The organism is Natronorubrum halophilum, assembly GCF_003670115.1.
Classification (GTDB): domain Archaea; phylum Halobacteriota; class Halobacteria; order Halobacteriales; family Natrialbaceae; genus Natronorubrum; species Natronorubrum halophilum.
The window spans coordinates 443,829-467,295 of record NZ_QQTY01000003.1; the positions used below are offsets into that span (position 1 = coordinate 443,829).

At 58.2% G+C, this 23,467-nt stretch carries 18 protein-coding genes and 2 pseudogenes; 6 read left to right on the forward strand and 14 right to left on the reverse strand.

Annotation, left to right across the window (positions count from 1 at the left end; genetic code table 11):
- Positions 1–340 precede the first annotated feature (340 nt).
- Together DWB23_RS14185 and DWB23_RS14190 are read left to right on the forward strand one after the other, a co-directional pair.
- Positions 341–811, forward strand: coding sequence for a GNAT family N-acetyltransferase (locus DWB23_RS14185; protein ID WP_121743466.1), 471 nt, complete (start codon positions 341–343; stop codon positions 809–811).
- A 164-nt stretch (positions 812–975) separates the two neighbouring features.
- The gene (locus DWB23_RS14190; RefSeq protein ID WP_121743467.1) at positions 976–1,488 is read left to right on the forward strand and encodes an Lrp/AsnC family transcriptional regulator; all 513 of its coding nucleotides are present in this window, start codon (positions 976–978) and stop codon (positions 1,486–1,488) included.
- Between the two features lie 66 nt (positions 1,489–1,554).
- On the opposite strand, the gene DWB23_RS14195 is transcribed toward DWB23_RS14190, so the two are convergent.
- Positions 1,555–2,919, reverse strand: coding sequence for an aspartate aminotransferase family protein (locus tag DWB23_RS14195; RefSeq protein ID WP_121743468.1), 1,365 nt, complete (start codon positions 2,917–2,919; stop codon positions 1,555–1,557).
- 1,625 nt (positions 2,920–4,544) lie between these two features.
- On the opposite strand from DWB23_RS14195, the gene DWB23_RS14200 reads away from it, so the two are divergent.
- A complete protein-coding gene (locus DWB23_RS14200) occupies positions 4,545–6,227 on the forward strand; it encodes a sensor histidine kinase (protein ID WP_121743682.1) in 1,683 nt (560 codons plus the stop codon).
- A gap of 642 nt (positions 6,228–6,869) precedes the next feature.
- Here DWB23_RS14200 and DWB23_RS14210 read toward each other — a convergent pair.
- The 7 genes and pseudogenes from DWB23_RS14210 to DWB23_RS14240 all read right to left on the reverse strand — a co-directional run bounded on the left by DWB23_RS14210 (position 6,870) and on the right by DWB23_RS14240 (position 12,246).
- A complete protein-coding gene (locus tag DWB23_RS14210; protein WP_121743469.1) occupies positions 6,870–7,271 on the reverse strand; it encodes a DUF7344 domain-containing protein in 402 nt (133 codons plus the stop codon).
- A gap of 65 nt (positions 7,272–7,336) precedes the next feature.
- Positions 7,337–7,696 (reverse strand): DUF7344 domain-containing protein, encoded by a 360-nt coding sequence (locus DWB23_RS14215; protein ID WP_121743470.1) that lies wholly within the window; start codon positions 7,694–7,696, stop codon positions 7,337–7,339.
- Between the two features lie 88 nt (positions 7,697–7,784).
- The gene (locus tag DWB23_RS14220; protein ID WP_121743471.1) at positions 7,785–8,432 is read right to left on the reverse strand and encodes a helix-turn-helix domain-containing protein; all 648 of its coding nucleotides are present in this window, start codon (positions 8,430–8,432) and stop codon (positions 7,785–7,787) included.
- Between the two features lie 153 nt (positions 8,433–8,585).
- Positions 8,586–9,242, reverse strand: a complete 657-nt coding sequence (locus tag DWB23_RS14225) for a phospholipase D family protein (protein WP_121743472.1) — start codon at positions 9,240–9,242, stop codon at positions 8,586–8,588.
- 66 nt (positions 9,243–9,308) lie between these two features.
- The gene (locus tag DWB23_RS14230; protein ID WP_121743473.1) at positions 9,309–10,088 is read right to left on the reverse strand and encodes an endonuclease/exonuclease/phosphatase family protein; all 780 of its coding nucleotides are present in this window, start codon (positions 10,086–10,088) and stop codon (positions 9,309–9,311) included.
- Positions 10,089–10,266: 178 nt separating this feature from the next.
- Positions 10,267–10,602, reverse strand: a pseudogene (locus DWB23_RS14235) (zinc ribbon domain-containing protein); the annotation flags it as partial.
- Between the two features lie 441 nt (positions 10,603–11,043).
- Positions 11,044–12,246, reverse strand: a complete 1,203-nt coding sequence (locus DWB23_RS14240) for a hypothetical protein (protein ID WP_121743474.1) — start codon at positions 12,244–12,246, stop codon at positions 11,044–11,046.
- Positions 12,247–12,578: 332 nt separating this feature from the next.
- Here DWB23_RS14240 and DWB23_RS14245 point away from each other — a divergent pair, with 332 nt between their 5' ends.
- Together DWB23_RS14245 and DWB23_RS14250 are read left to right on the forward strand one after the other, a co-directional pair.
- Positions 12,579–13,574 (forward strand): DMT family transporter, encoded by a 996-nt coding sequence (locus tag DWB23_RS14245; protein ID WP_121743475.1) that lies wholly within the window; start codon positions 12,579–12,581, stop codon positions 13,572–13,574.
- Positions 13,575–13,689: 115 nt separating this feature from the next.
- Positions 13,690–13,890, forward strand: a pseudogene (locus tag DWB23_RS14250) (hypothetical protein); the annotation flags it as partial.
- Positions 13,891–14,453: 563 nt separating this feature from the next.
- Here the strand turns inward: DWB23_RS14250 and DWB23_RS14255 are convergent.
- The 6 genes from DWB23_RS14255 to DWB23_RS14280 all read right to left on the reverse strand — a co-directional run bounded on the left by DWB23_RS14255 (position 14,454) and on the right by DWB23_RS14280 (position 22,191).
- Entirely contained in the window at positions 14,454–15,113 is a 660-nt protein-coding gene (locus DWB23_RS14255; RefSeq protein WP_121743476.1) for a DUF1028 domain-containing protein, read from the reverse strand.
- Positions 15,110–17,242 (reverse strand): ABC transporter ATP-binding protein, encoded by a 2,133-nt coding sequence (locus tag DWB23_RS14260; protein WP_121743477.1) that lies wholly within the window; start codon positions 17,240–17,242, stop codon positions 15,110–15,112. The genes DWB23_RS14255 and DWB23_RS14260 overlap by 4 nt, the downstream gene beginning before the upstream one ends.
- Positions 17,239–18,162, reverse strand: coding sequence for an ABC transporter permease (locus tag DWB23_RS14265; protein WP_121743478.1), 924 nt, complete (start codon positions 18,160–18,162; stop codon positions 17,239–17,241). Before DWB23_RS14265 ends, DWB23_RS14260 begins: the two co-directional genes overlap by 4 nt.
- Positions 18,162–19,121, reverse strand: a complete 960-nt coding sequence (locus DWB23_RS14270; RefSeq protein ID WP_121743479.1) for an ABC transporter permease — start codon at positions 19,119–19,121, stop codon at positions 18,162–18,164. Before DWB23_RS14270 ends, DWB23_RS14265 begins: the two co-directional genes overlap by 1 nt.
- Positions 19,122–19,189: 68 nt before the next feature.
- On the reverse strand, positions 19,190–20,758 hold the full coding sequence (locus tag DWB23_RS14275) for an ABC transporter substrate-binding protein (protein WP_121743480.1): 1,569 nt from the start codon (positions 20,756–20,758) through the stop codon (positions 19,190–19,192).
- Positions 20,759–20,940: 182 nt separating this feature from the next.
- Positions 20,941–22,191, reverse strand: coding sequence for a M20 family metallo-hydrolase (locus DWB23_RS14280; protein ID WP_121743481.1), 1,251 nt, complete (start codon positions 22,189–22,191; stop codon positions 20,941–20,943).
- A 416-nt stretch (positions 22,192–22,607) separates the two neighbouring features.
- On the opposite strand from DWB23_RS14280, the gene DWB23_RS14285 reads away from it, so the two are divergent.
- Positions 22,608–23,408 carry an IclR family transcriptional regulator gene (locus DWB23_RS14285; RefSeq protein WP_121743482.1) on the forward strand — a complete coding sequence of 267 codons (801 nt, stop codon included), beginning with the start codon at positions 22,608–22,610 and terminating at the stop codon, positions 23,406–23,408.
- Positions 23,409–23,467 lie beyond the last annotated feature (59 nt).

The window sequence follows — 23,467 nt, forward strand, 5'->3', positions numbered from 1 at the left end:
ATATGGTGATAATGGGATGGTAATACATAACGGACTGGTCCGGACGAATCCCGGGAGGCCAGTCTCAACGTGCGGGTTGACCCATCCTCGAACGTGCCCCACTCCCGGACAGCATCGAACGTCTCGTCAACCAAGCAAACCACCAAACCACCAGATCACTTGGACCCCATCGATGGCCAGCTCTCAGTTGGCATCCACATCGATGGCACAGCGATGACTGCCGTAACTGGGCACAGTACAGAGGCGGACCGGGAAGAGCGCAGTTACTGCGCGACCCCACTCCCGGTTTACTCACCCACCTGACACTATCCGGGCGCCGTACCCGCCCTCGATTTATCCCATGACCGATCACGACAGCGACCACGACCGACCCGCGACCGTTCGAGAACTCACGTCTGAGACGGATCTGCGGGAGGCGTTTCCGATCCTTCGCGAGCTTCGCGCTCACCTCGACCGCGATGAGATGAGCGCGCTCTACGAGCAGATGCGCCAGGAGGGCTATCGGTTGTTCGGCCGCCACGACGCCGATTCCGAACTCGTCGCCGTGGCCGGACTCTCCGTGGGAACCAATTTCTATCTCGGACGGCACGTCTTCGTTTACGACCTGGTAACGACGGCGGAGCGACGCTCCGAGGGACACGGGAAAGCGCTGCTCACTCACATCCACGAGTGGGCCGCCGACCGGGATTGCGAGACCGTCGAACTCGAGTCCGGGCTCTGGAGAGACGAGGCCCACCGCTTCTACGAGGAGTTGGGGTACGAGAAGTACTGCTACTCGTTCAAGTACGACCTCGCGGAGAACGACACGTAACGACGAGGGCGACGGAACCGAAGACGGCGTAGCGAGGGGGGCGGACGAGAAACCGGCCGCGACTACTGCGCGCGATGCCTCGAGAGGGGTGTACCCAAACCGGACTCGTCCTCCGTGCTACTGACGGGCACAATCAAGTACGTACGTTCCGACAGTAGCTACCGATGAGCGAAATAGTAGACAAACGGGACCTCAAGATCCTCTGTGCGATCGCGGAGTGTGAGTCGTTCAACACCGAAACCGTCCACGAAGCGACGGGCGTCCCCAAATCAACAGTTCACTACCGGATACAGAAGCTAAAGGAAAACGGCGTGATTACGAACGATCTATTCGAACTCGACCGAGAGAAACTCGGACTCGAGATCACCGTGATCTCGGAAGTCTGGGCGGAGTTCGGCGAAGGGTATCACGAAGAGATCGGGCGGAAACTCGGCGAGATCGAGGGCGTCAACCAGGTCTACTTTACGATGGGCGATACCGATTTTATCGTCATCTCGCGGCTCACCTCTCGAGATATGGTCGAACGGCTCGTCGAGGACTACGAGTCGATCGACGAGATTCGCCGCACGAGTTCGAAGTTCGCGATTTCGACGCTCAAAGAAGGCACCAGTATCGGGATGCTTCGTGACTACAGCGAGGAGACATTGTTTTCGGGATTCGGACTCGCGGACCGGTAATCGGTCTCGCTCGACCGTGAACGAACGCCCGACTCGACCCGATTCAACAAATCGATAGCGGTGACCCTACTTCGAATCGCCCGTACTGGTTTCGATGGCGCGACAGATCACGTCGGCTCCGATCTCGGCCTGTTGTTCGGTCAGCACCAGCGGCGGAATCAGGCGAAGAACGTTTTTGTACCGGCCGGCGTTCCAGACCAGCACACCGTTCTCGTAGCAGCGTTGCTGGATCTCCGTTACGAGGTCCGCATCCGGTCGCCCGTCGGCATCGACGAACTCGATTCCGATAAACAATCCCTTCCCGCGTACAGACGCGATCTCGGGCGTCGTCGCCGCGGTCTCCGCGAACCGGTCTCGGAGGTACGCACCGAGTTCGGTCGCGTGCGACAGGAGATCGTGCGATTCGATGTACTCGATCGCTCGAATACCGCCGACCATGGCGGGAACGTTCCCGCGGAACGTTCCGACGTGGCCCCCGGGACCCCACGTGTCGAATTTTTCGTGATAGAGCATCGCACCGATCGGCAGTCCGGTACCGCCGAGCGCCTTCGCCATCGTAATCGCGTCGGGCGTCACATCGAAGTGATCGGAGGCGAACCATTCGCCCGTGCGTCCGATACCGGTCTGAATCTCGTCGACGATCAACAGCGCGCTGTTGTCGTCGGCGATGTCTCGCAACCCCCGAAGAAACTCCGCCGGCGGGACGACCACACCGCCTTCGCCCTGGATCGCTTCGAGCCAGATTCCGGCGGGCGTTTCGTGCCCGCCGTAGGGGTTCTCGAACTTTCGTTTCACGGCCTCGAGCGCGTCCGCACAGTCCACCGCCGTCTCGTCGCTCGCGGATGGATAGGGGAGATGGACGACGTCAGGAAGGAGGGGTCCGTATCCGTCTTTGTACGCTTTGCCGGCGGTCAGACTGAGGGCACCGGCCGTCGTTCCGTGATACGATCCCTCGAACGCGAGCAGTCCGTGCCGCCCGGTGTTGTGTTTCGCGAGTTTGATCGATCCCTCGATCGCATCGCTCCCGGTCGGACCGCCGAAAACGACGTTGCTGTTACCCTGGAGGTCACCGGGTGCGATCTCGCGAAGCCGCTCGATGAGGTCGAGTCGCGCTTCCGTCGGGAAGTCGATCGTGTGCGTGTACGTCGCTATCTGCTCCTGGACTCCCTCGAGCACGTACGGGTTCGAGTGACCCACGTTCAAGACGCCGATGCCGGCGAAGAAGTCGAGGAACGTGTTTCCGTCGACGTCGCGAACCGTCGCTCCGCGGGCTTCATCGAGTGCGATCGGAACCCGTCTCGGGTACGCAACGGCGTTACTTTCGATCTCCTGTTGACGCTCGAGTAAGCGTTTGGAGTCCGGTCCCGGAACGGAGTCGACCGACGGCGCGTCGGCGAAGTGTAGCTCTTCTATCGATGGCCCTACAGGCATAGTCTCTGGTCTCCAGTGGAGGATATAGTCTTTGTTCTTCACCCGACTCTCGAATTCTATATTGGATAATATCCAAGATATTGGGAGTCACAGGCAACTAGTACGATCGTTCCGGGCTCGTGTCGATTTGGTCGGCGACTCGATCGATCGCCGTGAAGAGCCGGTAACGGTGTTCAACGGTCGACTGCCGAGGATTGGTACACATGAGCGGTGATCGGCGGAATGTCACCTCTCCATCAAGATTGCATTTTTACACTCATATGATCGTAAATTCTCGACAGGAACGGATTTGCCGAAGACGACTTTTTCTAGCGCGTAATCGGATATATCACTCACACTTTCGAAATCTGAAATCGATCGTGCGAAGAAATTCTGCGATAACTACACAACTAGTGGTTTGGATATTATACAACTCGGTATCACTAGATGGTCGCCTACGATCCGAGCTGATCGTGGAATAGAAACACCGTTCTGGCTGATCTCCGTTCGAGAGCGTTCGCTTCGGTGAGAACGGCGACTGAACGGCTATCTACTCCGTGACAGAGACCGGCACGGCGACTGTTTCTCGGACTCGAATCCTCGTCTCCTTCTAAAACAACAATATACGATGTAATATGCCAATTTGATAGCTCGAACATTCAAGAGCCCCTATTCGACGGTTCAAAGTGGGGATCACAGAGCGACGCTCTGACCCGACGTCGATCGACGCGTAGATTCCAGTCGAACTGATGAACGCAGGTCCAATTCCGAAGGAACCGTACTGACTATGGCCGTCACCGGTATCGAATCGTTCGATTCACGCTTTCCGACGGTCACCCGTACGGGTTCGAGCCGGTTGTGCGCGTCTCCGTTCGAAACCGTGTGAGGGACGCGATCTCGAGGATGCTACATTTCTTGATACTGACTAGCAATCGTTTCGGGCACCACACCGACGATTTCGATACAGGTTTTGCTGGGACCGACGTGAAAACTGGAACTCGATTACCTGATTGATTCCATATAGAACAGACCTCTGTTCCGTTTCAAACTATTTACCACACAAACCAACGGCCACGAAACTGTGACGGAGACTGAATGTCAACGTACTACTACGTCCGTTTCGAAACCACTGATAGCGGTCTGTTTACAAGCGAGATAGGAGAATGCCCTGGGGCTTGACCCCGGGGCGATTCACTGCGTGCGTCCTGACTAGCGGATCGGTATGGAACCGAACTGTCGAATCCAGCGCTCGGTCGCGGTGAAGTACATTAACTTGGCTCTGTTGAAATCCTCTTCTTTAGATACTTGTCCTCGTGAAGCTACTACACACTACACGTGCTTATTGACCACACCTCCATTCCGACACCACTGAAGGGCCTTGTTGAAACCCTGGGTCGCTGATATTCGGTAAAGGTGCTCTCCTAGCCACTCACGACGAAAGCCGTAGAAACCAGCCTCTATACGAAACCGCAAGATACAAGAGGGTTTCAACAGAGTCACATGTAACTCTCTGGATATTTAAACAAATACGTTTCCACCTGTATTTATCGCTCATTGGTAGTAGAAAAGGGCATTCGAACTGTTCCAAGTCTTCCTCAACTACCACCAAAACGACTAAGGGAGACTGGGAGGTCATGCTATTCAATATGGAGATCAGTCTTCTTGCGCATGTCCTTCTCTTTGCTATCTCTGGTGTCGCTTGCCTTGCTAGTATCCTCCGAGCACGTATGATCCAACATCCTGGGACACGGAACTGGCTCGTTGTTTTTCTTGGTTCGGTCGCTCTCTGGTGTGGTGGATATCTTGGCTACTTGCTTGCGCCGACGACGACGAGTAAACTCATGTTGTACATCATTGGGTTTGTCTTCGCGTTTGTCGCGGTCGGTGCGTGGGTGTGTTTTTGTGCGGAGTATACCGGGCGGTCACTACAGAACACGCCGTTCCGCTACCCGGCACTAGCTGTCTTTCTCTTCATCATCGCACTCAAGATCACGAACCCGCTTCACAACCTCTACTTCACGTCGGAGTGGACAACACAGCCCTTCCCGCATCTTGCGATCAATCACCAGTTACTGTACTGGGTTGTCCTTGGGTTTTCCTACGCCGTCATTATGGTCGGGTTCTTCATGCTTGCTGAACGACTGTACTATACTGGGGCAGATAGCCGTCCACTCATCATCCTTCTTGGAATCACGGGGGTTCCAGCACTCGCTACGATCCTTAGCCACCAGATGGAACCGCTGCTCCCCCTCATGTATGAGCCACCGGGTGTGGCGGTATTCGCTGTAGGTACACTATTTGTGTATTTTAACCGTTTTGAAGCGATCCAGCTGACCGCTGGAACGACTGAACCGGCGATCTATCTCGACCAATCGAACCGAATTCGAGACTATAACCAAGCTGCAGAAACGACTTTCCCCGCGCTCACTGACGCGGTTGGAGACTCAATCGATGTCGTGAGTTCCACGCTTGCGGGCCACATCTCCGATCCAGGTGTCGTGGCTGTTACAGAGAACGGTGGGACACGCTATTACGAGGTCTCAACGACCGCATTCGTATCTGGGGAAGTACAGACCGGCCAATTAGTGACAATCACGGATGTCACTGATCGGGAATCCTACCGCAAGCAACTCGAACAGAAAACCGAGCAGCTCGAAGCATTAAATCGGGTTGTCCGACACGACATTCGGAACGATATGGCCGTAGTTCTCGGGTGGGCAGAATCCTTGCGAGACCATGTGGACGAAGATGGCGAAGCAGCACTCGAACATGTCCTTCAAAGTTCTAACCATGTAGTTGATCTGACTGATACTGCACGAGAATTCGTCGAATCACTCACAGATAGTGATGCTGCGGAAGTACGGTTGGTTGACTTACGCAACACCGTCGATACGGAACTCGTCAAAGTCCGGGAATCACATTCAGATGCACACTTCGAGGTCGCTGGTGAGATTCCGCAGGTTACGGTTCGGGCAAATGAGATGCTGTCATCAGTGTTTAGGAATCTCCTAGAGAACGCCGTCCGACACAACGACAAAGCAACTCCAGAGATCACAATCTCTGGGAGTATCCATGAGGACACAGTGCAGGTACGGGTTGCCGACAATGGCCCGGGGATTCCGGATGAACAGAAAGAATCTATCTTCGGGAAAGGCGAGAAAGGAATTGATAGCCCAGGCTCTGGGATCGGATTATACCTTGTTCATACGTTAATGAACCAGTATAATGGCACTGTCTGGGCCGAAAACAACGACCCTACAGGGTCAGTATTCGTCGTGGAACTTCCAATATGTGAATCCACAGAGTTAGGTACTACAAGTAACTCTTAGTCCCGCTTTTGGATTCGAACAGGGTCTCTAAGTTATACGCTGAACAGGCGCAATATCACGCTCTTTAGGGCGTGGATACGCGCCGCCGATTGATGCAACAATTCACCGCCTGTTGCATGGCCGGATATTCTGTTTCTATTCAAACCCTCTTCTTCAGATATAATTTCGAATGAAACAGCGGATCGCTGAAGACTGTGAACGTACCGTTCCGGGACGTATTTCACTCTGAAGATTCACAGAGCGCAATACGCACCTCATCGTTGGCAACAGTGATTATTACGACTTCTAACCCATGTCGATTAGCGATCTTCCGTATGGTTCTTGGAGCATGCTCCGGGTCAGTAGCTACGGCACCACCACTGCCCGGTAAAGCGTCAAGAATCCGTATTAAAAGCGGTTGATTCTCCCGTTTTAATCTCCCCTCACGCATAATCTCACCAACCACCCCCGAACAATCCCGGCACAGCCGTCTCCCCACTATTGAACTCGAATCCAGAATAGTCGGCCTCTCGGAGTTCCTGCCTCACACGCTCCCAGTCAGTCATTAGTCGTCTAATCGAACGATACCGATAATAAGCACTTGTTCTGTACTGACCACATAGGATACAGATCTATCTCTTTCTAAGGGTTTCAACAGAGCGATTAACTTGACTCGAGCAGATCGGCCGCAGACTCCGGGTCTTTCCAGAGGCGGATATCCCCGTTTCGCTGATCGTACTCGATAAGCAATTTATCAGCGAGTCTCGGAAGATGGTCGTGATGCAGTGCAATTTCCGTTCGCTCTGAATCATCCCGGGGAAGCGTTTCGTCAGCAGCAAGTACTGCAGCTAACTCGTCCCGCTGAATAGTGTCCCGGTCGAGAAGTATTGAAACGATACGATGGCGCAGTGGATGAGCGAGCACTCCACTGGATTGCAACCCGAATACATAGCCCTCATCGACCAGTGAAACGATCGCAACAGCGGCCTCAATGACTAACGTACTCGCCATAGAGGGGAATGTCCAGATTCCAACAAAAGTATTTGTGTTGATATCGCCGGTCATCGATGCCCCCGCCAGGTTCGGAAAACGGAGATTCTAACACGACTGGTGGGATTCTCTCGCAGTGATCAGTCAGTGTCCGTCCTATCCAGCTCAGGATCGATTTCGAAGATAGCCGAGAGATACGGTTGCATCCGCTCGAGTCGCTCCGTCGGTTCCAGTAGCTGACGATCGTTCTCGTACGTGACCACGTTCGCATCCGCTAATTTTGGGACGTGTTGATGGCATAACGACAGGTAGATCTGATTCACGGTCCGACTGGGAACGTCAGTGATCGCCGCGTGATGGTTCCGTTTTACGATCTCTTTCATCAGGTCGTTCAGCGTGAGCGCCCGTTGTTCCCGCACGAGAATTCCAAGGATGATCCGACGGTGCTTACTACTACATAATTTGAGGGTCGTCTCGAACTCACCCGGATCAGTATCCATTGCCAACAGGTAGATGGCTGTGCATCTTGAGATTCAGTCCTTCTATAGAAGGGTTTCAAGGCTTCGAGATCAAACGATCCTCTCGGTCTTACTGTGAGTTCACAACGAGGGTCTGTTCTACCAGCGTCTGATAGGCCCGATGTAACAGCTTTGAGAGGGACTGTGGAGTAATGTCGAGTTCGGCAGCGACGTCCGCAAGGGTCATGTCCCCGGAACTGAAGTACTCCATCTCGTATGCAGTCACCAACGCGTCGTACTGTTTTGCCGTCAACCCGTACTGACTCCCCGTCCGGGGCTGTGTGAGTTCGTGAAGACGGGTAAGCTGAAACGAAATCTCTTGTTCGTCACAGTAGTGTTGAAACTGGTGCAGGTCTTCGTGCTCGTCGAAGCGCATGCAGAGGTTCCACTCGTCGTACTGTCCGGTGGCCTCGAGGATGGTCGCTCCGACCTGGGTATAGGCGTACACGATGGTTTCGATGTTTTCGGTCCAATCGGCTCGGAACAGCGTGGACCGCTCGAAGTCATCCAATCGACGAAGATTGTGAACCGTCGGGTCGCTCTCGCTTACGGCCTCGAACTCCTCGAGGTCATCGCCGCTTGCCCAAAAATACGGCGTGAGGAACTCGTCGGTGGCGACGACGCGTTCGATTTCGATGACCATCTCGGGTAGCTCTTCCAACGTGTACTGGAGCGCGAGTTTCTCCGCCGGAATGGTGAACTCTCCGAACAAGCTCATACCGGATCGTGTCTCGCCAGCCGAGAAAAAGTGGCGGGATCGTTCTATACAGTGCCACGAAGTCGATACGAGCGTTCAATTCGCCAGGAAGACGGTCGCACTGCAATCCGCCGCACTCTCGGGACGCGTGGTCTCCTGCAGACGGGTGACGGATCAGACGATGCGGAACAGGCCTGCAAGCAAAACGAGTAGTAGCAACACGGGGGTCACTCTGAGTGCCACGTTGCGCATCGGCAGCAACCGCGCCTTGTTCGACCAGTTGATAACGGAGCTACAGACCTGAACGGGACCGAAGATATCGCGCCGTCGCAACAGCTTGGACGCCGCCACAGTCTCGTCGGCCCACTCGAGAAACGGCTGCAGATCCGGATGTGCCGTACTCTCCCGCGTCATCTCGAGACCCAGTTCGATGTTGTACTCGAAGGCGACCTGCGTGATGTTCGCGGAGCCGATGATACACCGCGGATTCGGGCCGTCGCGGATGTAGAGCTTGGCGTGGAGCCCCCGCGATTGCTTGTATAGTTCCACTCGATCGGAGTCGTCGAGCGCCCAGAGGTCGTAGGCGATCCGGGCCGAGAACTGATCGGAGGCGGGGCCGACGACCACAATCAGTTTGTTTTCTCGAGAGCGCTCGAGAAACGAGACGATGTCGGCACGTATCGCGAGATAGCCCTGGTATGTGAAATAGCCGCTGACAAGGTAGATCGTCCCGTCGCCGGCAAACAGGTCGGTCAACGCCTCCTGGACCCGACGGTCGGAGTCGTTCGTTCCCAGTAGCCCGACGGTCGATTCATCCTCAGTCTCGTTCATCGACTCACCTCTAGTGGCGAGGGTATTGAATTCTGGGTGTTACGTTCCGGGCGGCCCGCGAGTCGCTTACCGGCCCGTTTCCAGTACGATCGGCCGGTGGTCGGACAACTGGACATCGAGAACGTCGCATCGTTCGACGTCGATGGACGGCGAGCAAAGGAACAGGTCGAGACTGCGCGAGGTGACCAGCAGGTCGTCGAGCGGTCGCGACGGAACGGTCTCACCGGGGACTCGCGTCTCGAGTCCCGTTCGGTCGGAGAAGGCGTCCAGTTCGTCGGTCTCGGCGAAGGTGTTGAAATCGCCGGTCACGATAACGTCCCGTCCGTCGGTTCGCTTGGCGATCAGTTCGGCGAGCTGGCGGAGCTGGCGTCCCCTGCTCCGAGCACCCAACGAGAGGTGGACGACGAACAGGACCGTGTCGGCTGTGAGTTCCATCTCGATGACGAGCCGTTTCCGACCGGCCGACAGGTAGTGTGTGGTCGCCAGACGGTCCGTGCGCGAGAGAACGGCGTTCGCGAGGTGGCCGAAGAACGGCAGCAACTCGACGATCCCGCCGTCGCCGTACTTGTTGGCGACGTCGCCTCCGTAGGACAGGCCTCGCTCTCGGAGCGACTCGACGAGCGTTCGAAACTGCCCGCCGGTGATCGTCCGGTGGGACCCTCGGTCGACCTCGAGGAGCGAAACCACATCGGGGCTCTCACGCTCGATAACCCCGACGAGCTGCTCGAGTTTCCGCCGTTCCGTCTCGGCGTCGCCGAGCAGCGAGCCGACCGGTGGCGGAACGTACCCGCCGAGAATGTTCTGGTATCCGAGCAGGTAGCCGGCGTTACAAGAGAGGATCTTCATAGCGTATCAGGGTGGAGGACGTCTCGGCTACTCGTTCGATCTTTGCCGGGTGGACCGTATCTCTGCGTTATGAACACTGATCCCCGTATGGCGTCCGAGATATTAAGCATATAGCAATTGTCCCGCCGGTCGACGCTTCGTGAGAAGATCTGTGAGCTTCATTGTGAACTACCCTACCCTACTCGCTTACGGCTGACGCCGTTCGCTCCTTGAGGGTAGGGCTTCCTGTTTCCACGACGCGCTTTGCAGATACGGACGTATCCACAGGGAGCGCAGTCTCCACAGGCGTTCGAAAATCGCTGTGCGATTTTCGCAGCCCATCAGAATCGGGGAGCGATTCTGAGGACGTTGATTCGGAGTGTCCCACTCCTATATCTTGTAGACCGCGAGAAAGGATGTTCCACGCCGCGTTCGCGTCCCTGTCCGCCTCAAACCCGCAGGCAGGACAGGCGTGTTCACGGACCCACAGCGGCTTCTTCGTCGAAACGCCGCACGCCGCGCACTCTTTCGTCGTTCTTCTATGCTACTCTACTGCAAAAACGTTGCGGCTGCGCGGGCCTATGGGCCTACCACCGAACCGTGTATGAGAATCGTGCGGCGTTGACGAGACACTTCGCGTCTCGTTCGCACACCAGAAATCTTCGATTTCTGGGGACGCTGTATCCCCTCCCTGCTCGCGCCTTCCCTTCGGTCGGCGCTCGCTGAGGAAGGGGGCTTAGCGCCTCAATTCAGCTAAACTAACTCCACGGCCTACTCGGTTCTCAAACTGGCCTAACTATAGTAACAACTGAAAGTCAGTGCACACCCGATCGCACGACAGCTGTGCGATCGGTGTGTAAATAGTTTCAGTTGTTACTATAGACACTCCCTGTCCGTCACTCGTACTCCGTTGTTCGAGCGCACCGACCGCCCCAAACCGTTCGATGCCTTGTGTACTCAAGGCCGATCGCGTCGTTCAGTCGTCGCTCTCGGCGAATCGAAGCCAATCCCAGTCGACGCCCTGTGTCGACCGGAAGCCAATACTCATTTCGTCTGCGATGCCATCCGTCACACTCGTGCTGACGGTGCCGAGTATAGTGCCGTCGAGCTCTTGGATCCGAAACGCGACCCCCTTAGAACTGTCAGCGATAAACCGACAGTCGATAGTCTTGTCGACCAAATTCGGAAGTCTCGAGTTCATATCATGGATTTCAACACCACTCCCCGTCTCTCGACCGATCCGAATTCCACCGTTCGGGTCAATAATGAGCCGCCACCCCGGGGTTTCTGTGGACCAAACGTCGTCCTCCATCCCGAGAAGAATCCAGGGCTGGACGGTGTTCGAGCTGGGACGCATAAGTACGGAGATCTCGCGGCCGTCTTCGGGATAATTCGGTAGTCCCTGACCGGGGAAGGAACGAACGTTCGAGTCGCCGCGTTGCCGAATACCCTGACTCGAGTCCTCGTGTAGGGCCGCACTCGAGGAGACGTTGGCGTTGCCAGTCCCGTCAAGCGTCCACGGACCCAACTGACCGCCGCTGTCGTAGTCCTCGAAGTCGTCGATCATCAGCGCAGCTAAATCGTCGGGTTCGTCACTCTCGTTGCTGGGATCGTCGATCTCGAGTTCGTATGCAGCGGCGTCCTTGCAGTTACTGAGCGGGAACGAGTAGATGGCGGTGTCGTTCGGTGAGGGACCAGGTTCGTCGGCGTAGTACGTACTCGCGAGTTTGGCGCCGTCCGCGTTGTAGATTCGTGCTTCCATGTTGACGACGATTTCGTCGTCGTCGGCGTTCTCGAGCTCAACGTGGACATTACATCCGTCTCCCGGCGGGTCGTCGTTCCAGGAGTAGGCATGTCTCGGGGCCGAGAGAGCCTCACTTACGGCCTCAGAGATAATCACTTCGCCCTCTATGGACGTGTCCTCATATACCTGATCGTCATCATCTGAGTCGCTCGATTCGTTGTCCTGTTCATCGTCGTTTTCAGTGTCGTTCTCGTCAGTCCCCTTGTCCTGTTCATCGTCGTTTTCAGTGTCGTTCTCGCTGTTCTCGTCGGGCCCGTTGTCCTGTTCGGGATTCTCCCCGGTTTCGTCATCAGTTGATTCGATGAAGTCCCCGCATCCGGCTAGCGTTACCGAGAGCGCCGTTCCGGCACCGCCAAGTATCGCTCGTCGTCGCATGAGTAGGTATTCTATACGGGATGAATAACAGTACCGAATTCCGGATCTCATGGGGTGCAGACATTTGTTCTGGGCGAATCCGAGGGCCGAGTTAATCACTAAACCGCGTACTGTCTGTACAAATTACTTGATCGGGTTCTGAACATCGTTGTACGGTCGTTCGTGCAAGATGCCTGCTACTCACTACCGACCGGATAACCGTGTCTGATGAATGACTAACACGGCCATCCGTCTGTTGGTTCGTGTTATCACGATTCCCGCAAACAGTTTAATTGAGCCTCTGATAGGCACTACAACGACTTTGAAACGGTCACATACTATGCAATGATAACATGACAAAAACAGAAGACATGTTGCTATTCGGTGCGCTCGCATTCGTCTGGGGAACAGCCTTCACAGCGATCGAAATTGGGCTGGAAACCCTGCCGCCACTCCTCTTCGCAGCGGCTCGCTTAGACATCGCTGCGTTCATCTTCACCGGCGTTGTTCTACTCAGCCGAATCAAGTGGGTACCTCGGACTAGCGCGGACCTGGCGCTCATCCTCTCGAACGGCATCCTCGTCATCGGAGCGCACTTCGCGTTTTCCTTCATCGGCCAGAGTTACGTCTCGAGTGGTGTCGCCGCGATCGTCCTCAGTTTCACACCGATCATCACTCCCGTCATCGCGATCCGTCTCCTTCCAGCAGAACGCATCTACGCGACCGACGTTATCGGTCTCTGTACCGGGCTCGTCGGCGTGATCGCGATCGCGATCGCCGGCGGGTCATTCGACGGACAACTCCTCGGCATCGGACTGCTCCTCGCGTCCGCAGTCGTCTTCGCGCTCGGCTCCGTGCTGACGGAACGTTGGACGCCGGTCCTCCCGACAATGTCGCTCCACACGTGGTCGATGGTTACCGGTGCGCTGTTCCTCCACGCTATCGCCTACGCTTATTCAGGGGCGTCGATACGGGACGTGACGTGGACGCCGTCAGCCGCCGCCGCGCTCACGTATCTTGGTATCTTCGCTACAGCGGGAGGGTTCCTTCTCTACTTCACCTTGCTGAACCGGATCGGCGCAACGAACGCCGGTCTTATCAACTACGCATCACCCGTTGTCGCGACGATCTTCGGTGCGACGCTCCTCGGTGAGCAAATCACCACAGCGACCGTTGCGGGATTCGCACTCATCGTTGCCGGATTCGCGCTTTGCAATATCCGACCGCTCTGGCGGGTGACTCGGACCATGCAGAGCCCGGCCGTACGTAATCGGTCGCTCGAGCGCAATGAAGTCCGCGTCCAAGGTAACGTGTACAAGACGAAGGCCGACTCGCAGAACTACCTGTAGCCGACCGAGTACACTACCCGATTCGCTTACGCCTGACGTCATTCGTACCTTGAGGACGGGGGATGTCTCTCCGAAAACATCAACAGTAAAGACGTAACAGCCCCACGACATTCGTATGGTGTACAACCTTTCCCGCTGGTTTGAGACGAAGCCGTTCCAACAGCAGATCATCATCCTCGCGGTTGTTCTCGATCCGATCGGATTTGCCGCTGGCTACCTGCTCGCTCCCTCCCTGGGCGTTGAGCCGCTAATGGGTGGTGTCTACGGCCTTCTCGTCGCGAGTCTGCCGATGTCCTGGCTCGTTATGCGACAAAGCTCTTCACCAGTGAATCGGTCGGGACGTGAGTCGGGATATCGTTTACCACCCGGCGTCGACCGTTCTCACAGCGCGGTCTGAAACAACACGGATGTAATTTCCCACCTATCTCGTATATTGCCATAACTTCCGAAAGACAGTCTTGTATAAATTTTGCAATAGATATGCGGAACGCATTTCGACAGTGTTGCGTACGGGAGGACATCGAATCAGACGTTGCCTCTCCGTACTAACAGACGCCGAGGAGCACAATATTCTCGAGGCGATGACAGCGAATTGCACATCTCCTTCTTTCGATTAGAGCTGAAAGGACGAGTTCGACCGCGTCGATCGAAACTACAGCAAACGTGAGTCACACGCCCGAGAACGAGAATTGATTCGGCCACCACGCTCGAGTTGCGGTCGGTCGAACGTTGGATGGTCCTGTTCGATATACACATTACTGTCCTCTACAATACTCAAACAAGTCACTCGTAAGACATCACCCGATTGGGTGATAACACGTCGGTATATGACGAAAATAGGTACTTTCGTCACGACGGACCACGCCAACAGCCTACGAGTTACGACGGATGTCGCTGGAGATCGACCGCCGGATACCGTTCCGTCCAGTCTTCACCCGTCGTACGCGCGACCTCGTACACTCGCTCGAGTTCGGTGACGGCGTCGTGGTGTTCGTCGACGCGGACGTCGTGTTCGAGTCGTGGCGTCTCCGGATCGAACACGGAGAGTGCCGCGCTCTGGGCGTGATCGCCTCGTTTGTCGCCACCGGCGTCCTCGCCGGCACGGAGTGCGACGAGGAGTCGTTCGTCGAGCGACCGATCGGCGTCGCGCTCGAACGCGTCGCCGACCGCCTCGAGGACGCTCTCGCCGGTGAGCATGTTACCGGCGACCGTGTAGCCGTCACCGTCGAGGTGTCCGGCCCACGACTCGCACGCGTCGCCCGTCGCTGTGACGGTCGTCCCCGTGCCGTCGACCCCGTGGACCTGTCGACGGTCCGCGTTCGGATCCGCCTCGAGCTGCGTCCGGACGGCGTCGTCGATCGGCACTCCGTCCTCAAGTTGCCGAGTCGTCCGAACGCCGATCGGGGTGTTCGTGGTCGCCTGCGTACAGACCGCGCCGTCGTGGCAGACGAAGGAGGCGGTCGATCCGACGGCGATCGCCTTCGTCGCTATCGCGACGCCGTGGCGGCCGTCGACCGTCGCACAGATGGAGAACGTCACAGCTGTTTCGCCTCCGATTCGGACGACCGCCCGACGAGTGGCTCGCTCATCGCCTCACACGAGAGGTGACAGGCGATCGTGTGGTCGTCGTTCTCGCCGACCGGCTCGGGACGTGGTTCGTCGCGTTCGCACTCCGGACCGATTTTCTTCGGACACCGGGTGTGGAACGGACAGCCCGACGGCGGATCGAGCGGGCTGGGAACCGTTCCCTCGAGGAGAATCCGTTCCGTCCGTGCGTCCGGGTTCGCGTGGGGAACGGCCGACAGGAGGCTTTCCGTGTAGGGGTGGTACGGCGGTTCGAACACCTGCTCGACCGATCCGAACTCGGCGATCTTGCCGAGGTACATGACGGCGACGCGGTCACAGAGGTGCTGGACGACGCTGATGTTGTGTGAGATGAAGAGGTACGAGAGGCCGAACTCGTCCTGGATGTCGTCGAGCAGGTTGAGGATCTGGGCCTGAACGCTCACGTCCAGCGCCGACACCGGTTCGTCACAGACGATGAGATCCGGTTCGACGGCGAGCGCGTTCGCGATGGCGATCCGCTGTTGCTGACCGCCCGAGAACTGGTGGGGGTACTTGTCGATGTCGCCCGCCTGCAATCCGACGCGCTCGAGCAGGGTCTCGATCCGCTCGCGTTTTTCGTCCCCGGTCGCGATACCGTGTTTTTCCATGCCGCGACCGATGATCTGGCCGACGGTTTTGCGCGGATTAAGCGAACTCTTCGGGTCCTGGAAGATGATCTGCATCTCCTGACGGAGGCTTCGGATCTCCGACTTCCCGAGGTCGTGAAGCGGATGGCCGTCGAAGTACACCTCGCCACCGGTCGGTTCGAGCAACTGCATGACGGTCCTCGCGACCGTCGACTTCCCGCAGCCGCTCTCCCCGACCAGCCCGACCGTTTCGCCGCGGTTGATGGTAAAACTCACGCCGTCGACCGCTTTGACGTACCGACGCTCGAGCGTCAGGCTGCCACCGTCGGTTCGCGTAAGCGAGAGGTTTCCGAACAGGCCGTCGCCCGCCGAGAAGTGCTTCTCGAGGTTTCGAACCTCCAGCAGCGGTTCGGTGTGTTCCTCTCGGCGACGGTGTCCGGTATCGTCCCCGACGGCGGGTTCCGAAAGGTCGAGTTCGTCGGTCCGGATACACGCGGCGTGAGCGCCGGGTGCGCCCGGTACGGCCTCGAGTTCTGGATCGGGGCCGACGCGACAGTCGTCGGTCGCGTGCGGACAGCGGTCGGCGAAGTTACAGCCGTCCGGCAGCGCCTGCAGATCGGGCATCGACCCGTCGAGCGCGTACAGTCGATTCCGGTTCGCGCCGACTTCCGGAATCGCGTCGATGAGCGTCCGGGTGTAGGGATGTCTCGGCCGATCGAAGATATCCGTGACTGGCCCCGTTTCGACGAGGTTTCCGGCGTACATGACCCCGACGCGGTCGCAGGTCTGGGCGACGACGCCGAGGTTGTGGGTGATCATCAGGATCGCGACGTCGTGCGTTTCGCGCAGGTCGTTGAGCAACTCGAGGATTTTCGCCTGCGTCGTCACGTCGAGCGCCGTCGTCGGCTCGTCCGCGATGATGAGGTCCGGCTCGCAGGCGAGTCCGATCGCGATGAGGACGCGCTGTCGCATGCCGCCGGAGAACTCGTGGGGATACTCGTCGATACGCGATTCGGGATCCGGAATCTCGACTTCTTCCATCGCGTCGATCGCGACCTCGCGAGCTTCGGATTCGCTGACGTCCTGGTGGAGACGGACGGTCTCGATGATCTGCTGACCGACCGTGAGAACGGGGTTGAGCGACGTCATCGGGTCCTGTGGGATAAGCGCGATCTCGTTTCCGCGAACGCGTTGCATCTCCTTTTCCGAGCGCTCGAGGAGGTCCTCGCCGTCGAACCTGATCGAACCCGACACGATCTCGCCCGGATACGGAACGAGGCGCATGATCGATTTCGCCGTGACGCTCTTTCCGGCACCCGACTCGCCGACGATTCCCATCACTTCCCCTCGCTCGAGGGCGAACGAGACGTCGTCGACTGCGGTGACGGTTCCGTCTTCGGTCTGAAACTGGGTGCGGAGCGCTTCGACTGAGAGCAGCGGATCGGTCGTCGGAGTGGTTGTGTTGGTGGTCGTCATTCGATAATCTCCCCCTTCGGATCGAGGACGTCACGGAGACCGTCGCCGAGTAGGTTGAACCCGATCACCGCCATGGCGATGGCGAACGCCGGGAAGAAGACGAGCCACGGGGCATCGCCCATGAACGCCCACCCCTGGTTGATCATCAGCCCCCACGACGGCGTCGGCGGCTGAACGCCCAGTCCGAGAAACGAGAGACTCGCTTCCAGCAACATCGTGAACGCGACGTTGATCGACCCCTGTACGAGCAGCGGGCCGACGCAGTTGGGCAACACTTCCCTGAAGATAATGTAGGAGTCGCTCTCGCCGCGGGCGACGGCCGCTTCGACGAACGATTCGTTGCGAACGGACAGCGCGGCGCTGCGCGCGACCCTGGCGATGAAGGGCGTGTAGACGAACGCCAGCGCGAGGATCAGGTTGAATAGATTCGGCTCCATTACGGCGACGATCGTCAGCGCGAGCAGGATCGGCGGGAACGACATCATCGCGTCCATCGCTCGCATCAATCCCTCGTCGACCAGCCCCTGATAGTAGCCGGCGACGATGCCGATCGTCGTCCCGAAGATCATCGCAATGCTGATCGATGTGAAGCCGACCAACACCGAGATTCGTGCTCCCGCAAGGACGCGGCTGAAGATGTCACGACCGAGATTGTCGGTTCCCATCAGATGCTCCATCGATGGGCCCTGTTCTCGATTCTGGACGTTCGTGGCCTCGGGATCGTGTGGCACGAACGAGAACGGCTGTACCGTCACGTCGATGTACGGAACGGTGATCTTCTGTGCGAAGATGGCCACGAAAAAGAGCGCGACGATGATGCCGAGCCCGATCATCGCCTTCTGGTTGCCGCGGAACTGGCGGATGAATCGCCCGTAGTGGGCCTTGCGTTCGTCCGTCAGCCGGAATCGATTCGTCGACATTATTCGGACCCTCCGTATCGAATTCGCGGATCGACGTACGCGTAGAACGTGTCGGCGAGAAAATTCGATACCATGTAGATGAGCGCGATCACGATAATACAGCCCTGTAAGAGCGGGATATCTCGGTTTTCGATCGCCGTCAGCGTCAGCTGGCCGATGCCGGGCCAGGAGAACACTTCCTCGAGGACGACGACGCCGCCGAACGCGTAGCTAAACTGGAACGCGACCACCGTGATGATCGGGATCGCGGCGTTTTTCAACGCGTGTCGGAGGACGACCGAGCGTTCGCTGAGCCCCTTCGATCGGGCGAACTCGACGTAGTCTTCGCTGAGTTCGTCGATCATGCTCGAGCGCGTCATTCGCATGATGTACGCCGTCAGCGCGACGCCCATCGCGCTCGCCGGGAGCGCGAGGAAGTGAAGCGACGCGAGCGGATCGACCAGCGGTGAGACGTAGCCTCGAGTCGGGAACCCACCCAATGTGAGCGCGAACACGTAGATGAAGACGAGCCCCCACAGGAAGATGGGAAGCGAGAGGCCGACGAACGCGAGCATCGACGCGGTGAGGTCGGCGGGCGTGTTCTTTTTCACCGCTGCGATGATCCCCAGCGGGATCGAGAGACTCACCGAGATGATCGTCGCGGAGATCGCGAGCAACAGCGAACGCGGTAAGCGCAGCGCGATCTGATCGGCAACCGGCGTGTTGTACCGCAGCGAGGTACCCATATCTCCGGTGAGCAAGCCGGTGATCCACTGGAAGTACTGAACGTACAGCGGCTGGTCGAGTCCGAGCTGTGCTTCGAGTTGCGCGATCGATTGCTCGGTGGCGTTCGGTCCGAGAATCAAAAGCGCCACGTTGCCCGGCAACACGTTGGTGAGCCCGAACGTGATGAGCGACACGAGAAACAACGTGACGAGGGTGAATCCGAGCCGCTTGAACAGGTAACTAGCGAATGCCATTTATGACGGAATGTGCGAGTCTGTGTGGTTCATGTGTGCGGAATGCGTTCGAGTGTCTACGACGAGCATTACTCGAGTTGCGTGTCTTCGAATCGAAACGTCGAGCCGTCCGGTGCCATGACCTCGCCCGTGAAGTCGTTCGTGCGAGCCATCAGCGTCGGCATCCAGTACAGCAGGATGTGGCCCGAACGACGCTCTTTGAGTAGTTCGGCGGCGTCGTGATACAGCGGCGCGCGTTCCTCGATGTCGTAGAGTTGCCGCGCTTCGTCGACGAGGTCGTTGTACTCTTCGTCCTCCCATCCGGTAAAGAAGAACGCGCCGTCGGAGTGGAGCGGACGGTGGAATCCGGCATCGGGGAACCAGAGGCCCAGGTAGGAACTGGTCGTCGCCTGGAAGTTCTGATCCGTGTAGACGTCGCTGAGCCAGTTACTCCACGTGATCATCTGGATATCGAGTTCGATGCCGACCTCCGACGCCTGGGATTCGATGATCTGCGCCGCGCTCACCTGATCGTTGTACTGTTGTGGGATCTGGAACGTCGCCTCGAAGCCGTCGGAATACCCCGCCGCATCCAGGTGTTCCTGCGCCAGTTCGTAATCCTGTTGCCGCGGCTGGAGGTCGGGATGCTCCCACTCGCTGTCGGGTGCGGCGGGACTCGCGGCGACCTGTCCCTGACCGTACAGCGCCGCTTCCATGACTTCGTTCTTGTCGATCGCATACTCGAGTGCGAGTCGCGCGTCGCGGCTGTCAAACGGTTCCTCGTTGCAGTTCACGCCGAGGTAGACGAGCGATTTCGGGAACCGATTGATGAAGTCGACCTCCGAATCGTCCTCGAGGTCCGACGCGTGTCGTGGCGGCACGTCGTTGATGAAATCCACTTCGCCGGCTCTGAACGTATTGAGGCGATTGTCGTTGTCGGGAATTTCGTTCTTCGTGACTCGCTCGAGGTGCGGAAGGCCGTCGTCCCAGTAGTCGTCGTATTTCACCATGACGAACTCGGAGTCGATCTCCATGCTCTCGAATTCGAAGGGACCGGTTCCGATCGGCTCGGTGAACTCGTCTTGGCTCTGTTCGGCCTGATGGGCCGGAAGAACGTGCATGTGAGACGTCGCCATTCGCGACAGTAACGGCGCGAACGGCTCGGTTAGCACCATCTCGAACGTGTACTCGTCCGCCGCGTCCATCGAGTCGACCAGCGCCATGTAATCCGCCGCGAGCCCCTCCTGCTCTTCGATGCGGGTGAACGACGCGAGCACGTCGTCGGCGGTGAGCTCCGTACCGTCGTGAAAGAGGACGCCCTCGCGAAGCGAGAACGTGATCTCCAGGTTGTCCTCGGAGGTCTCCCAGGACTCCGCCAGCAGCGGCTCGAGTTCGTAATCCCAGTTGACTCTGACGAGTCCCTGCGTGATGTTCTCGAGGACGCGTGCGGTGGCCGCTGCGCTCTCAAAGTGTGGGTCGAGGCTCTGGACGGGGACGCTCCCACCCCACAGAAGTTCGCCGTCGGGTCGACCATCGTCGACGTCGCCGGCACACCCTGCGAGGGCGAGCGGAACACTGGCTGCAGCGGTTTTCATGAAGAGACGGCGGCTCGGACCGTCTGATGACAGTTCGATCGCTGGATTGTCAGGACTTGCCATGTCGTTGTGCAGCATTGAAAGTATTGTATAATAAATCTTTGCATAGGGGGCAAACATCTGTCGTCCGAACGCCGGAAACGCGATCATGTTCCGCCGTTCCAAGCGCTAAGACTGTACGTTCCACAATCGCCCCTCTCGTCGTTCCTCCGAGCTCGACAGCCACCACCGCCCATCATCTCGAGTCACGCCTCGGCGAGTCGTGCGAGCGCTTCGGCGAGAACGGTAGTCGCTGCAGCGCAGTCCTCCCACTCGGTCCACTCTCGAGGGTTGTGCGAGATTCCGCCGCGGGACGGTGCGAACAGCAGTCCTGCATCGGTCACTCGAGCGACGTTCATCGTATCGTGAGCGGCCCCCGAGTGCATGAGAGACGCACGAACGTTCGTCGCAGCGGCTGCTTCGATCAGCGTCTCACGGCACCGATCCGTCATGGGCTCGGGCGGCACGTCGTACGGACGGGAAACGCTCGCCTCGACGTTTCGCTCCCGCTCGATCCGTCGCGCGCTCGCCTCGAGTGCGTTGACGAGTTTCGCGATCGAATCGCTCGAGACGTCCCGAATATCGATCCCGAGGCGGACCTGTCCCGGAATCACGTTCGTCGCGTTCGGTTCGACGACCGATTTTCCGACCGTTCCGACCGCCGACGGCGACGCGTCGGCGACGATGCGATTCGCGGCCGCCTCGACGTCCAGGACGACTTCGCTCGCTGCAGCCAGCGCATCGGTTCGGTCGGTCATCGGCGTCGATCCCGCGTGGTCCGCTTCGCCGGTCACCTCGAGATAGCAGTGGGTGATTCCCGTAATATTCGTGACGATTCCCGCGGAAGCACCGTCCTGCTCGAGCCGCGTGCCTTGCTCGACGTGGAGTTCGAGCCACGAATCCCACTCGGAGGCGTCGATTCGTCCGCTCCCGTGAAAGCCGATTCGGTCGAGCGCCTCCTCGAGCGTCGTTCCGGATTCGTCCTCGAACGCGAGCGCGTCGTCGACCGACTGCTGGCCGGTTGCGACGGACGAACCGAGGATTCCGTTGCCGAATCGTTGTCCCTCCTCTTCGGTGAAACACACGACGTGTAACGGCCGCTCGAGCGACCGATCCGACTTCCGTATCGCCCGAACCGCCTCGAGCCCGCCGTAGACGCCCAGCGGGCCGTCGAAGATTCCGCCGACCGGGACCGAGTCGAGGTGGCTGCCGGTCACGACCGGCGGCGCGGTCGGGTCCGCGCTGGGCGGCACCCATCGGCCCACGATGTTCCCGACGGCATCGATACGAACGTCGAATCCGCCCGCCTCGAGTCGATCAACGAATCGTTCGCGTGCTCGGCGGTTAGCGTCCGTTCCGGTGAGCGCAGTTCGCCCCTGTCCCTCGGCGTCGGGCAACGCGCCAAACTGGGCGTTAGCTTCGATTTCTCGCCGAAGCTTCCCCTCGGAGACCTTCATGAGTCACTGCTTGATCTGAAGTACTCTGTGTTAAGTGTTTGCGTTCTTCGTAACTATCCTTCCACCCACCGGATGTCCACCGACACCGAAGGGACCCCGTCGTGAGCGATCACACCGTCGATAATCGTTCCCGTTTCCCGAATAGAAACTGGTTGGGGAGCGACCGGCGGAACGGACGAAGCCGAGTCGGCGGGATCGGATCGGTAGCTGCCGAAATGAGCGACTGTTCGCGCTACCGAACGGGGATCTCGACCGGACGGGTACCGCGCGTGACGTGACTCTTCGCTACCGAAATACGAATTCGAACGACCGCAGAGCGCGACCCTGCCGGCACGCCGTAGCCGGGTTAGCGGATCGACCAGATGCTGCGTTTTCGAAAAGCGAACAACTATCGTCCTGGCCGGCAACGGTATCGTATGCCCGACGCCAACGATCGATCCCCTCGGCAGTTGGAAACCGTCGCGCGGTCGTGCGACGTCATCGAAGCGCTCGAGGAACTGGACGGAGCAGGCGTAACGGAACTGGCCAACTACCTCGATCTCTCGAAAAGTTCGGCGTACTCGTATCTCGCTACGCTCCGCGAGAAGCGACTCGTCGTCAAAACCGATCAGACGTACCGACTCAGCCTCGAATTTTTGTATCTCGGAAAAACGGTCCGTCACCGGCACGTTCTCTTCGGACACGGCAAGGAACAGGTCGAAGCGCTCGCCGACGAAACCGGGGAGTACGTCCATCTCATGTGCGAACAACACGGCCTCGAGCGGAACATCCACAAGGTCGCAGGCGAAAACGCAGTCGGTGATACGTATCATACGGCCAAAGAACGGAAAACGGACTATCTCCACTTCACCGCGACGGGAAAAGCCGTCCTCGCATACCTCCCGGAAAGCCGCGTCGAGGAAATAATCGACGAGCACGGTCTCGTCCGAAAGACCGAAAATACGATCACGGACAGGGAGGCGCTCTTCGAGGAACTTCGGTCCGTCCGAGCGCAGGGGTACGCGGTAAACGACGAAGAAGAGATCAAGGGGATTCGCGCGGTCGGCGCACCGATTCGCAGCGACGATGGAACCGTTCTCGGAGCGATCAGCGTTTCCGGGCCGACGAGCCGAATCAACGGCGATCGGTACCACGAGACCCTGCCGATGAACGTCATGGAACGCGCGAACATCACGGAGGCGAGTATCAATCTCTCGAGCGCCAGTCGGTCGCTTTGAGTGCGAGGCGTATGTTATTACAACCATACGGCTGTAATGTTATGGAAAAATCGAGAGAA